Source organism: Streptantibioticus parmotrematis, from assembly GCF_019890615.1.
Classification (GTDB): domain Bacteria; phylum Actinomycetota; class Actinomycetes; order Streptomycetales; family Streptomycetaceae; genus Streptantibioticus_D; species Streptantibioticus_D parmotrematis.
On sequence record NZ_JAINVZ010000032.1, the window covers coordinates 1 to 13,371 of the forward strand.

Annotated in this window: 10 protein-coding genes; 6 read left to right on the plus strand and 4 right to left on the minus strand. The window is 69.1% G+C overall.

What is annotated here, in order from left to right; genetic code table 11:
* The first annotated feature begins 616 nt into the window (after positions 1-616).
* Positions 617-2,836: an SMI1/KNR4 family protein gene (locus tag K7472_RS29405; RefSeq protein ID WP_252396447.1), complete on the plus strand. Its 2,220-nt coding sequence runs from the start codon at positions 617-619 to the stop codon at positions 2,834-2,836.
* 676 nt (positions 2,837-3,512) lie between these two features.
* The gene (locus tag K7472_RS29410; RefSeq protein ID WP_308014140.1) at positions 3,513-3,809 is read left to right on the plus strand and encodes a hypothetical protein; all 297 of its coding nucleotides are present in this window, start codon (positions 3,513-3,515) and stop codon (positions 3,807-3,809) included.
* Here K7472_RS29410 and K7472_RS29415 read toward each other — a convergent pair.
* The 3 genes from K7472_RS29415 to K7472_RS29425 form a co-directional block, all read right to left on the minus strand.
* Positions 3,799-4,281, minus strand: a complete 483-nt coding sequence (locus K7472_RS29415) for a nuclear transport factor 2 family protein (RefSeq protein WP_222981786.1) — start codon at positions 4,279-4,281, stop codon at positions 3,799-3,801. The genes K7472_RS29410 and K7472_RS29415 overlap by 11 nt on opposite strands.
* Before the next feature lie 132 nt (positions 4,282-4,413).
* Positions 4,414-5,031 carry an NAD(P)-dependent oxidoreductase gene (locus tag K7472_RS29420; protein WP_222981788.1) on the minus strand — a complete coding sequence of 206 codons (618 nt, stop codon included), beginning with the start codon at positions 5,029-5,031 and terminating at the stop codon, positions 4,414-4,416.
* 52 nt (positions 5,032-5,083) lie between these two features.
* Complete coding sequence (locus K7472_RS29425; RefSeq protein WP_222981790.1) at positions 5,084-5,845, minus strand: inositol monophosphatase family protein; 762 nt, start codon at positions 5,843-5,845, stop codon at positions 5,084-5,086.
* A gap of 204 nt (positions 5,846-6,049) precedes the next feature.
* On the opposite strand from K7472_RS29425, the gene K7472_RS29430 reads away from it, so the two are divergent.
* From K7472_RS29430 to K7472_RS29440, 3 genes are all read left to right on the plus strand, one after another.
* Positions 6,050-6,976 (plus strand): LysR family transcriptional regulator, encoded by a 927-nt coding sequence (locus K7472_RS29430; RefSeq protein WP_308014141.1) that lies wholly within the window; start codon positions 6,050-6,052, stop codon positions 6,974-6,976.
* A gap of 1,015 nt (positions 6,977-7,991) precedes the next feature.
* A complete protein-coding gene (locus K7472_RS29435) occupies positions 7,992-8,537 on the plus strand; it encodes a WhiB family transcriptional regulator (protein WP_222981792.1) in 546 nt (181 codons plus the stop codon).
* 1,110 nt (positions 8,538-9,647) lie between these two features.
* Positions 9,648-10,283: a sigma-70 family RNA polymerase sigma factor gene (locus K7472_RS29440; RefSeq protein WP_252396449.1), complete on the plus strand. Its 636-nt coding sequence runs from the start codon at positions 9,648-9,650 to the stop codon at positions 10,281-10,283.
* 259 nt (positions 10,284-10,542) lie between these two features.
* On the opposite strand, the gene K7472_RS29445 is transcribed toward K7472_RS29440, so the two are convergent.
* Entirely contained in the window at positions 10,543-10,998 is a 456-nt protein-coding gene (locus K7472_RS29445) for a class I SAM-dependent methyltransferase (protein ID WP_372458119.1), read from the minus strand.
* A gap of 836 nt (positions 10,999-11,834) precedes the next feature.
* Here K7472_RS29445 and K7472_RS29450 point away from each other — a divergent pair.
* On the plus strand, positions 11,835-13,301 hold the full coding sequence (locus K7472_RS29450; RefSeq protein WP_222981863.1) for an amino acid permease: 1,467 nt from the start codon (positions 11,835-11,837) through the stop codon (positions 13,299-13,301).
* Positions 13,302-13,371: the final 70 nt, after the last annotated feature.

A 13,371-nucleotide genomic window follows, 5' to 3' on the forward strand; every position in this document is an offset into this window, starting at 1 on the left:
CCCCCCCCCGGCCCCACTGCCGGGCCCCCCCCCCCCCCCCCCCCCCCCCAGGACCGTGGCGGCGTAGGTGCCGCCACCCTCTCCGGTGAGGTCCCGGTAGGCCTTTTGCACTGTCAGCGCGGCGGCCATCAGACCGGCCGCGACGCTCAACATCATCGCGGCTCGTCCTGCGGGGTCTCGTGCGGTTCGCACGACTCATGGCAAGTCTCCGGGCAAGCGTGGAGGTACCGTCACGTACCGACGAGCGCGCGACCATTTGACGCGCGCCCTGGCTCACCGTCGGGCGGTCCGGTCAGGCTCGCGCGGCCCGTCCGGGACCGGCACCGCTTCCGTTCGCACATACGACCGAGGACGGCGTCCGGTTCGCGCCAGTGCGCCTCCGGTGAGTCGCTCCACGAGACGGCCCGGTCGTTCTCGTCCAGGGCGCCGTCGGCGCCGTGTTCAACGAAGCCCGCTCCCAGTCCGGCCCTGCGCGTGCGCGGCCGCGCACGGCCGTCCCCGCCGGTGAACCGTCCGTCGGGTCCATCCGTAGGAGGGGGTGGGGCCCGAAGGGCGCCTGTACGGGCCCAAGGCGGCCGCGGGTGTTCCCGCCGCACGATGTGTGAGGAGAGCAAGGTTGCGAGCCCACTCCATCGAGTATGACGCTGAGCGGATCCTTGTCTTCCGCACGGCGCAGCGAGACGACGGCGCACAGGGGTGGCGGGCCGCACCACGGCTGCGGATCGCCCTGGCCCACGGCGAGCAGGCCCCGTTGGTGGGATTGGGCTGGCGGACGCTGGACGGCGCGGAGGCGGCGATCGGCTTCGAGAGGGACATGCAAGGCTTCCACGGATATCGCCGAGCCACCGACGGCATGCCCGCGGAGTACCGAGGGGTCCTGGAAAGGTGCGAAGAGTTCCGGGACGACGCGGCACACCGGTTCCGCACTCAGCGGAGTCGGGGTGCCGAGTGGCGTGATGGGCCTGATCTGCGACTGCTACTGGAAGACGGCGACGCCTGTGCGGAGCGCCTGGACTGGTGCGATCGAGCGGGTGAAGCCGGCGCGCTCTCCCTACGGGTGGCCCTCAGCGAACCCCACGCCGCGAGCGAGGTGACCAGAGGGGTCGGCACGATCCGGGCACACCACGAGTTCCGGGCAGCGGGTGAGGTCGCCGACAACCTGCTGGACGGCTTACCCAACAAGTGGCTGGGCGACTGGGCCGACGGGGCGTGGCTGGAGTTCGACCTCGTCCGGCCCGCCGCCATCCGCTACTACCTACTCACTACAGCGAATGACTGCCCGGACCGCGACCCGACGGACTGGGCCCTTAAGGGCTCGCACGACGGCTGGCAGTGGAATCGGCTGGACTTACGTGGCGGACAAGTCTTCACCCGCAGGCACGAGGAGCGTGGCTTCACCGTTGCCGAGGGGGACGGCACCGCCTACCGTCATTACCGCATCGACTTCACCGCGAACGCCGGCGCCGATCACGTCCAACTTCGCCGGGTGCGCCTGTTCGAGACGCCTCCGCTCACCACGTACCAGGGTTTCTTCGGCTGTCTGAGGCAGGCCGACGGTATTCCTTCGGGGCTTCGCGGCTCGCCAATCCCGAGGGCGTCGCGGCCCACCGCTGCTGGTATCCGCACGGCCGAGCTCCAACGCCCGCTACCACGCACCGTCTCGGACTGGCACGGCTATCTCTCGGAATACAGCGCCGACATCATCCGCGTCGCCGCTGGCGACGAACTGTCCGGTGTGGGCAAGCGGCGCGGGGCCGGCTGGCTGGGCTACGAGGGTGCGAGCGAGGAGCGCCTGGCGGGCGCCGAGGCGCGCCTAGGTACCCGGCTGCCGCCGAGTTATCGCTCGTTCCTCGGGGCCTCCGACGGTTTCCTCCATCTGGGCCCCTTCATGCGGGAAATGCGCGCTACCCGAACGGTGACCTGGCTCAGAGGGTCGGCCCCGGAGTTCTCCCACTCCATGGACGGCAAGGACAGCCGGGTGTTGGAACGTGCGCTGCTGATCTCCGCGGAGGGGGACGCGCAGCACTGGCTGCTCGACCCGGGTGACGTCTCGCAGGACGGGGAGTGGGCCGCCTACATCTGGGCGAGTTGGTACCCGGGCCTGGGCGAGCGGTACTCGTCGTTCGCCGAACTGGTCGCGGCGGAGCGCGCGAGGTTCGAGCGCCAGGCCGGATACGAGGGACGTGGAGTCCGGCCGGAGGGGGCCAACGAACTGGTCGCCCAGGGGCGCGACCAGGTACGGCGAGGACTACCGGAGCAAGCACTGGCGAGTTTCGAGCGTGCCGCGGTCAAGGGCTCGGGGGCCGGTCTGTACCTCAAGACCCTTCTGGGCGCGTTCTTGGACCTGCGGAGCGCGCACCACGACATCCGCGACGACGTCCTCGGCCGCAAGCACGTCGTAGAGACGATCGGTGCGGACCAACTGCGTGCTGAAGCGGTCCCGTTGTACCTGCGACGCGTGGTGGAGAACCAGGGACCGATGGTCGCGCTTCCCCAGCTGGCGGTCCTTGAAGGGCTCGTCCCCGAACTGGCCCTCATGGCGGGCGAGTCCGCTGCGGAATGGATCGCCCGCGCCGCGGCCCATGTGCCTCCCGCGCTGCCCGAGACGCCGGTCTTTCAACAGGCGCTGGACCAGGCGCGCGTCCTGGCCGGTCGTGGCGCGGGCGACGCGGCGTGGGCCGTCATCGAGGCCGCCCTGCCGCACTGGCACTCCTTCAACCCGCATCGGGTCGTCCCGGTCATCCTGCTCACCGATCCGCTGTTGCGCAATGTGGTCACCCCGCGCCGTGCCCGGTTGGCGGTGACGCTCCCACGAGCGACGGGTCGGACGGCGTGACGCCAGAACGCGGTCACTTGCCTGGGCCGACCCCGCGGGCGGGCAATGGACCAACGCCGCGTAGGCGGCCATGGTGTGTGTCCCGCCGTTGCGATGACGACGCACCGGGTCTCAGCCCATCGCGGGCTGGTGTGGATGATGGTCCTTTGGCCGCGTCGCTGGCTCGAGACGACGGTCGACTGTGCTGTGTCATATGATGCGTCCGTCCTCTGTGTGTCGCTGTCACGATTCGACGTCGGCGCTGTCTTGTCGTCACGTTCCGCTCAGTGACGTTAGTTCCGCATCAGAACTTTGCGTTGCCGTTTCACCAACCCGGCTCGCGGCGGTCTGCGTGCCTCCGCGTCGGGGGTGTCCCGCGAGCTTGCCGTTGCTCAGATGGAACAGGTCGAAGATTCGCTCATGTTCAGACAGAAGTCTCCTTCGCCCAGGACAAGGTGGAGGGCGGGTACGGTCAGCGTCCGGTGGAGCTCGGCGGCCCTGTCGCCCAGTCGAAGGTTGTGCCGTGTACACCCGTCCCCGTCGAGGAATGGGAGGACCGCGTCGACTTGACACCCGATCAGGACGGTCCTGACGAATTCTGAGACAAGCCGGCTTGTTGTTCTCGGTCCGGTCGAATTCCTGAGGTTCCGACCGACCGTCGAGCATGGTGTGTCCCTTGGGGTCCAGGTGTCCTGGGATGGGCTGGAGGTTGTCGGCAGCGCCGACCGGCTCGCCGGATACGCCGGCCTGTCACCGGCCACGCAACTCCGGCCGCGTCAGCGGCAACCTCCGCAAACCGCGGCGCTTCCACTGTGGCCTGCTCAACGCGATGCAGCTCTCCCCGCTCTGCAGCCTGAAGAACTGTCCGGCGTTTAAGGCGTACTACGCGCGCCAACACGCCGAGGGCAAGGGCCACCTGTTACGGCAGCGGCTTGACATCAGCTGTGAGTCTGTTGGGCAGCGAGAAGGGATCCGCAAGGCGATCATCCCCTGAGGGCGCTGGTCGCGGTGCGCGGGTAGAAGTCGGCGTTGCCTTCGAGGGGAACGGTCCTGGCGACGGTGAGTTCAGCGATCAGCCACGCCTCGCCGACCCTGTGCAGGCGAACGTCCCAAGTGCCTCGCATGATGCAGGCGGCCTCACATGGCTCCGGCGCCTGGGCGAAGTGGTGGTAGGCCACAACGTGGCAACGGCAGGCTGCTTGGTCGACGCTGAGTTCGATCACTAGGTTCGCAGTCATGTGGTGGGTGCTCGTGAAGGTGTTGGCCACTGCTCGCGCCTTCTCCACGAAGGCCTCGGCGCTGAGTTCCACAGGGGACGTGCCGAGGTGTGCGCTCAGGTCGAGCCGGACGTGATCGGCGAGAACACCGCGCAGCCCTGCCCAGTCCCGGGCATCCTGTGTAGCAGCGAGCCGGGCGATGGCGTCGGCTATCGCCAGCCGGTCGGCGGGTTCTGCGATGCTGGTCATGACATGCTCCCGGTGCAGTATGCGTGTGGTAAGACGGCAGGGCCGGCGTGGATGTGAGCCCCGGCCCGATAGGGGATCACGGTCCGGTGCCCGGCCGTGATCCCCTATGTGAGCCCGTCCAGCGGGCTGAAGTCAGCGCTCGAGGGGGACAGCGACTCGCCCGGGGAACCGCGGAGTCCGCGCCTCGTCGAGCATGGCCGCGGCGACCGTCTCCCGGCTGACGCGGGCGGGGAAGAATCGCTTGGGCGTCTCGTCGAGACCCACGGTGCGGCGTGTCGCGCTCACGGGACCGTTGGAGAATGGACCGCAGTGGAAGACGGTGCCCCCGGCCTCCAGCACTGCGGCGTCGCCGGTGACCTTATCGGCCAGCTCGGCGCCCATCGCCTTGAGGAGGGTGCGAGTGGCGAAGCCGGCGGCTTGCGAGGACGGCCCCGTGCCATAGGCGCCGAGCCAGATGATCCGGCCCGGGTGTGAGTCGATCACGGCGTGGGCTCCGGCCGCGAGTGCGCCGGGCTTGTCCCCCTTGGCCACGCCCAGGCCTGAGAGCACGATCTCGCTGTCGCTCAGCGCTTCCGCGATGCCGTCGGGATCGCGTACGTCAGCGGCCACGCGGATCAGCCGCGGTGAGTCGGGCACGGTGATACGTGCCGGGGTGCGAGCGATCGCGGTGACGGTGTATCCGCGATCGAGTGCCTGGCGGGTGAGGGCGAGCCCAACGGCGCCGGAGGCGGCAAGGACGGTCACGTTCATGGCGGACTCCGAAATTTCGCGATTCTCGATGTTCGGGCGGTTGCGGGCCGGATCAGGCGATCGTTGAGAGGACCTTGACGGCAGCGGCGTGCAGGGCGGGCGTGGTGACCACGATGGTGTCGGCGCCCGGGGTCCACGGCGTGCCGTCGATCCGGGTGACCACGCCGCCGGCCTCGGTGATCATCAGGGCGCCGGCCGCCACACCGGGCAGGACTGGCTCGTACTGCCAGAACACGTCGTTGTGTCCGTCGGCCACCAGGAGCATCGGGAAGGTGGAAGGCACAGTGGCGCGTACCAGCAAGGCGTGGTCGAGCATTGCGGTGATCGACTGCCCGATGCGGCGGTAGGTGCCGTCCTGGTCGGCTTCGGCCTGGCCAGTCACCACGATCGCGGCGTTCAGGTCGGTCTTCGCCGAAACCTTGAGTGCCCTGCCGTTGAGATAGGAGCCCGCGCCGCGCAGCGCGGTGTAGGTCAGGTCGCCGATGGGCTGGCGCACCACGGCCAGCACTGGCTGTCCGTCGCGGACCAACGCGACGGACACCGCCCACTCGGGCAGACCGTGCACGTGGTTGACGTTGCCCTCGACCTCGTCGACCACCCACCACTCGCCGGATGGCAACTCGATGGTCTCGTATTCGTCGGTCAGCCAGCGCGCTTCCGGGCGCAGCGCGGTCAGCCCCGGGCGCAGGATGTCCAGCGAGACCTGCCCGTCGACAGTGCCGATCCTGAACATGTCATTGCGCCCGGTCGGGCGAGTGGCGGTGGAGTACCTGGCCTCCAGAGCCCGGCCGGCTTCCGCGGCGGTCTCGACCACAGCGGCGAGCAGGACGCGGTCCTCGGCCGAGGCTTCCGGAGTAGCGGAGACAGCGGAGGGGGCGGGAACGATCATGACAAGGCCCTTTCACGAGAGGCCCGGGCCCGGTCGGCCCGTGACACCTCAACGTTATGAGCGAGCTTGGATGATTTCCAGTGCACTGTTGTAAGGCCATCCGTTACTTTGGTGCATGTGGATTTGAACTTGCTGATCGCACTGGACGCCCTGCTGGAAGAGAACAGTGTCGCGGCGGCCGCCGACATGCTGCACCTGTCTCCTCCGGCCATGAGCCGCACCCTCGCCCGTATCCGCAAAGCCACCGGCGACGACATCCTCGTACGCACCGGTCGCACAATGACCCCGACCCCGCACGCACTCGCGATGCGCGAAGAGACCAAAGCCCTGGTCGCCCGCGCCACAGCGCTGCTGACACCGGTCACCGCACTCGACCTCGGAACCCTCGACCGCAGCTTCACCCTGCGATGTCACGACGCCCTCGTCACCGCCCTCGCCCCGGCGCTGACCGCGGCGATCTCCGAGGCCGCTCCGAACGTCTCGATAAGATTCCTGGCCGAACCCTCCGCCGACCTAGCTGATCTCGCACGCGGCCAGACCGATCTGGAGGTCGGAGCCGCAGCACCCGAACGGCCCGAGATCGTCGCCAGGAACGTCGGCAACGACCGCATGGTGGCGGTGATGCGCACAGACCACCCGCTGGCTACCAGCCTGCTGACGCCCCAGCGCTTCGCCGACGCCGACCACGTCACCGTGTCACGCCGCGGACGGCTCACCGGCCCCATCGACGACGCCCTCGCCGATCTCGGCCTCCGCCGACGGGTCCGTGCCTCCTTGCCCACCAGCAACGCAGCACTCGAACTCGCCGCGCGCACAACCATGCTCACCGCGGTCGCTGAACAGGCGTGCCGAACGGCCTGGACCAGCCTGGGACTCTGCGCGCGTGCCCTCCCCTTCGACCTACCTCCCGTACCGGTCATCGTGGCCTGGCATCGCCGCTACGACACCGACCCTGCTCACACCTGGTTGCGCGACCAACTGCTCACCACCCTGCGGTCCATCCTCACCACGCCAGGTCCGGAAACGCTCCGGCCGACCGCGCCTGATCCGTCGTGAAGGTTGCGACGATGTCTTCTCGGCGCCCTGCCCCGCTGCTCGGGGGGCCGTGATCCCGCGTCGTATGTCCTGGACGTTCACCGTCCGTCGTCGGTTAGCGCTCTCGTGCTTGGTAGGTGTCGGTGCTCCCAAGAAGCGTGTGTACGCCGCGCGGAGTGCCGTCAGTCACCTATCGAGACCCGGGCCCGCAGAATGGCGGAGCCTCCGTCAGCCGCGCCGGGGCGTGCGGTGTGCCCGGCGGGCGCAGCCGCGGGCTGGACCAGGGAACGGAAGTTCGCAGCGGTGACCGATCGAGCGTCTCACCACGCAGAGGAGTGACCGCGGCCACCAACGCAGTTGCGACGCTGGCGGGGTGGCAGTCCGGTCCAAGCGGTAGAAGTGAAACCGTGGGTCGACCGCACCGTCAGGGCCTTGGGGACTGGTTGGCGGATCCGGGCGGCACATGATCCTCTAGGTGAAATACGTTGTAGGTCGACCTGTGCAAGATCGGCTGAGTGGAATCCGCGCTGAACGCCTTCGACGTCAGCTTCGACGGCCGACTCTCAACAGCGCGTCAATACCCCCAACCACCCACCCCAGTTACACCGTTCACTTGACAGACCCTACCTGGGACCCGAAGGCACCCACCCCGCCGGCCTCATCCCATACATCCCCCTCGGCAACGCGTCGCCTACCGCCACCAGCAACGCAACCTAACTCGTGGTCTGGGTCACATGAGGGTGCCGTACAGGGAATTTCCGATGGAATCGGCATACGTGTCCGGGCACGCTCGAGGACGACGCGTCCCGCCCGCGAACGGGCTCCGGCCCTGCTCTCCGGCCCCTGGCGCGGACGGTACGCGCAGGGCACGAGGGGCGGACGGGGAGAACCAGAACGCGGCGCTGCCCGTACTACCGATCGGGACCGTCCGCTGAACCGACCCCCTCACGGTCCCGCTGACGCCCCCGACGCGCGCCGGTGCGCGGCCGCGACCGTGAGGTGGCCCGTACAGCACCACAGGAGAGGTACTCGAACCATGCCCACCGCCCTCAACTCACCCCGGCCGTACGAGCCCGGGCCGTCCGCAAGCGGGCGACCCGCGTGCCGGGATGCGGATCCTGCGCTCTTCTTCCCCGGGCCCTCCAAGCGGCGGGAACTTCGCCGAGTCCGCATGGCGAAGCAGATCTGTTCGACCTGCGGTGTGGCCGCGGCGTGCTTGGCCATCGCCGTGCTCAACGGAGAACCGGACGGTATCTGGGGCGGCTACACCACTCCCGAACGCCAGGCTCTCCTGTGGGACGCGCGCTGCCTCTCCCGCGATGTGTCGGACACCGTACGGCAGTTGGAGAGAGGGCAGCGAATAAGGGTGCGTCCGCTCGACTGCCTGCCGGTGCTGCACGCGCTGAGCCAACGCGGGTGGAGCACCGAGCGGGTGGGCGAGGCGCTGCGCCTGTCACCGCAGTCGGTGCTGCGCGCGAGGGAGCGGGCCAGGGCCGCAACCGACTGCCTCACGGCGCTCCACAATGCCGACCGCACGGCGCCGGGAACCGCGAACACGGGCGCGGTCAAAGCGCTCGAGTAACGCTCCCAGCGAGGACGAACTCCTGCGCGCCGGAGGACGGTGACGGAACGCGGTCTGCACGTCGCGCCCGGCCTCGCGGCAGCCCGCCACGGATCCCGTGCTCGCGCTGGCACACCGCGAAGCAGAAGCCCTGTCCTGGCTCACAACTGGACTGACGTTTGGCCAGGTCGTGCGTCATATGGGACTGAAGGGGACCACTGTCAGCAACCTATGTCGAGCGCATCCGCGGCAAGCTGAACGTGGGCAGCAAGCCGATCTGACCTCCCGCCGCCTGACGACCGCCCGCCGCTTCCCACGATGGTGCCGGCCATGCCTGCGGGCCGAGGTCCCTGTGTTCCGGCCTCCCGGTCGGCCGGTGGTGACAACTGAGCGGGCGGGCCGTGGTAGGGCGTCGCGTTCCGCCCCGGGCGACGCCCGCCTCGGTCGGCCACGCCGGGGCTCGCCGCCCGGTTGTGGTGCCGCGCGTGCGGCTCGGTGACGAGGGACGGTGCGGGCAGACGGTGGGGCGTTCGCCCGCATCGCGCCGCACGTTCGGTTCGGGTGTGCTGCGGCAGCGCTTCGTACGGACCTGTCTCAGGCGCGGGCCGCACCGGCGGCGCAGACCATTCTCCGGAAGGCGTCGACAGTCCGGGGATGGGCGGCCTCATCGAGGACGTGCCGCCACTCCGGAGCATCGCCCGTCCAGTGCGCCTCCTCCCGAGCGCTGATCGCAGCTTCCAGTTCCTCATGTCGCCGGGGGTCCGCCGGGCGTGCTTTGGTGACCATGTCCAATCCTCGGTCGGGCTGTGGACGTACGCGTCCTAGACGCAGGTACGGGACACCGGACCGAACGGTTCGCCTTCTCCCCTGAGCCGTAGCGATGACGGGTGATGACGGGTGAGAAGAGCACCCCGCGAGGGCGGCTCACGGACGCCCTCACCCCCGCTGACTGGTCCGCCGCGTCGGCCAGGCGGCCCCGACCGCTGGGCACGGTCAACTCGCAAGCGCTTTCACCTGGCCATATTCCTGTGCGTACACGGCCGGGATTTCTACGTGAGTCTCACGGATGTCTTCGTGGGAGCACCGCTCGAGGATGGCCCCAGGTTCGCAGGAAGGCGAAGGGGCCAGACCATGACCAGCACGGCAACCGAAGTCCGTCCACTCCCTACGCTCGCGCCGCGGGGCGCCGAGGAGAGAATGCGGGTGCTGTACGAGGTGCACGCCGCTTCGTTGCTGCGCACCCTGCTCGGCTGGACCAAGGGTGACCGCCAGGCCGCGGAGGACCTGATGCAGGAGACGATGCTGCGGGCCTGGCGCCACTTGGGCGCCCTGCACGAGGATCCGCGCAGTGTGCGTCCGTGGCTGCTGACGGTGGCTCGGCGGCTGGCCATAGACGCGCTGCGGGCCCGCGCGGCGCGGCCACCGGAGGTGGAGGACGAGCCGCTGGCGCGCATCCCGGTGGTGGCCCAGCCCATGGAGCAAGTCCTCGACCGGCAGGTGCTGCGCGACGCCATGGCTAGCCTTACGGCGACCCACCGCACCGTGGTGGTCGAGGTGTACATCCGTCAGCAGTCGGTGCGCGAGGTCGCCGAGCGCCTCGGTATCCCCGAAGGCACCGTCAAGTCCCGCTCTTACAACGCCTTGCGGGCCCTTCGTGACGCCCTCGGACATGACCCGGCGTTCGAGAGCCGGGGTCCCGGCCGCGCTGTCGCCCTTCGCGGCGGACGCGCGGCGGGGCGTGCGCTGACGGCCCAGCGGGCCGCCTGAAGGCGCATGGCCGAGCGTCACGGCGGTCTCGCACGCGGGATGCGCGCCGATCGTGGCAGCGCCTCCCCGACGGCGGGGCACAAGGGAACCGCTCCGACCGCTCTCGGCAGATGGGGCGAAGGCGGCCCCCCGCTCAGCCCGTCACAGGACCACAGGGTGACCGCTTCGCTCCCGGCGGGCGCGCACCGAAAAGAGCATCGGGACGTCAGCGGCGTTGAACCTGGTACGCCGCGCTCCGGAGGGAAACCGGTAGATCGCCTCACGCACCTCCAGGGCGGCGAACTCGTGTTCGTGGAGCGCTCACGACGTCACCCAGGCCGTGCTGCCATTCGTAGGCGGTGTTGTGGCGGGCACGCGCGTCCGGGTCCGCGTACGTCCCGGGAGCTCGCCAAACCAACGTGGTCCTGCGGAAGTAGTCCCTTGCGACCGTCTGACAGTCATCGGCGAGGATGTCGCCGAACGGATGGAAGTCCGCGAGGTACAACAGCCCGCCGGGCGTGGTGAGCGCCGCGGCGACCCGCGCCCAGCGGTCGATGTCGGTCAGCCACCGCAGCGAACCGAGGCCCGAGTACACGATGCCGAAGCGGCGGCCCTCCAGGGCGCCAGCAGCCTGGTAGACATCGGCTTGCACGAAGCGAACCCCCGGCAGACCCGCCCGCACAGCCAGCGCCCGGCCCTCGGCGACGGCACGCCCGGAAAAGTCGAGGCCGGTCACTCATGCCCCCCCTGCGGACCAGAGAAAGCGAGTCGATGCTGATGTGACACTGCAGGTGGATCAGATCGAGCCCCCTGACATCGCCGATCTCCCCGTCCTCGAAGCAGCGCAGCGAATCGCGCCCCTCCAAGAATTCCATGATCCCGTAATAGGCGCTCTCCAGGTGGATGGGCACCCGTTCGTCCCACAGAGCGCGGTTGGCCTCCAGCCACTCCATGTCCGCCGATGCCACCTCGCCGGCCATCCGATGCCTCCGTTCTCCGCGATCGGACACGACAGGCCGCCCCGGGCACCGCCTTGTCCGGAGCTGCGTGAATCCACCGTGATGCGTGATGGCGCGGTGTCCATCAGAGATACGGATGCTTCGGTCCCTGGGTTCGCCAGAGCACACCGAACCGCACCCCGCCTTCGAAACGAAGGTGCGACCACTTTGATGTCCCCCATTCTGGGACTCCTGCTCGCTTCAACGCTACGGTTCCACGATCCTTCAATGCATCCGCCTGGCAAGCAGTTGGGTGGCACCGGGGGCTCCGAATCAAGAGAGCCATTGCCCCGACGCCGGGCCGCACCCACTGCGAGTGGTCCCAGGAGGTACACCCCATGGTCCGAGCGGACACGCCGCGACGCTGGTCGCGCATGCGTCGCCCTGCGGAACGTCTCCAGCGGCAACTGCCGGGCCAGGCATCGGCGCCAACGGGACACCACCGCCCGGCCGCCCCGCGCCGGCACAACGCACCAAGCACACGCGACGAGCGAGCACACGGACCACACGAACACACTGGCTCCCGACACGAAGACGGACGACTGACGTGAGCGAACCATCCCTGCCGACGGCCATGGCGCCCGCCACGGGCCCCACCACCTCGTACGGAAGCGGGCCGCACGGCGGCACCGCCGACGCTGGTGACAGCGGGTACAGCAAGTCTCTGAAGTCCCGGCACATCAACATGATTGCCATCGGCGGCGCGATCGGCACCGGGCTGTTCCTCGGGGCCGGTGGCCGCCTCGCGAGCGCGGGGCCGTCCCTGGCTCTGGCGTACGCCGCCTGCGGCCTCTTCGCCTTCCTGGTGGTGCGCGCCCTGGGCGAACTCGTCCTGCACCGACCCTCCTCCGGCGCGTTCGTCTCGTACGCCCGCGAATTCCTCGGAGAGAAGGGGGCGTTCGTCGCCGGCTGGATGTACTTCCTCAACTGGGCCACCACCGGCATCGCGGATATCACCGCCGTGGCCACTTACACGCACTACTGGGGGGTGTTCACCTCCGTCCCGCAGTGGGTCATCGCACTCGTCGCTCTCGGCGTGGTGCTGGCGGTAAATCTGATCTCCGTGCGGATCTTCGGTGAGCTGGAGTTCTGGTTCTCGATCATCAAAGTGTCAGCGCTCACCATCTTCATGGTGATCGGCCTCTATCTCCTGGCTTCCCACCACAAGGTCGGCGGCCATGCCGCGAGCCCGACGCTGATCGTCGACCACGGCGGCGTGTTCCCGCGCGGGGTGTGGCCGATGCTGCTCGTCATCCAAGGCGTGGTCTTCGCCTACGCGGCAGTGGAACTGGTAGGCGTGGCCGCGGGTGAGGCCCAGGAGCCGGAGAAGATCATGCCGCGTGCGATCAACTCCATCATGTGGCGAGTCGCCCTGTTCTACGTAGGCTCCGTCGTGCTGTTGTCGATGCTGCTGCCCTGGAACGCGTACTCGGCGGCGGAAAGCCCCTTCGTGACGGTGCTCTCACGCATCGGCATCCCTGCGGCAGGCGGCGTGATGAACCTCGTGGTGCTCACCGCCGCCATGTCGAGCCTCAACTCCGGCTTGTACTCCACCGGTCGCATCCTGCGCTCGATGGCGCTGTCCGGGTCCGCGCCGAGTTGGACCGGCCGCATGAGCCGCACCAAGGTGCCGTACGGCGGCATCCTGCTGACGACGGGCCTGTGTCTGTTCGGGGTGGTGCTCAACTACATCGTGCCGAGCCAGGCGTTCGAGATCGTGCTGGACTTCGCCGCGATCGGGATCCTCAGTACCTGGGGCATGATCATGCTCTGCAGCCTGCTCTTCTGGTACCAGGCGCGGCGCGGGACCGTGACGCGTCCGGGCTACCGGCTGCCGTGGGCCCCGTACACCCAGATCGTGACGCTTGCCTTCCTCGTCTCGGTGCTGGCGCTGATGTGGGCGGACGGGGGCGCCAGCCGGGACGTTGTGGAGGCAGTGCCCGCCGTGATCGTCGCGCTGGTCATCGGCTGGTACGCGGCGCGGGGCAGGGTCGCCGCGATCGCGCGCGCCGCCGACACCCAGTCCGCTCACGCCGACTGACCCGCCGGCAGCCGAGTCCTCCCGGTCGGCCCGGAGCCGTCCGACACCCCGCTCATTCCTGCGATCCCGT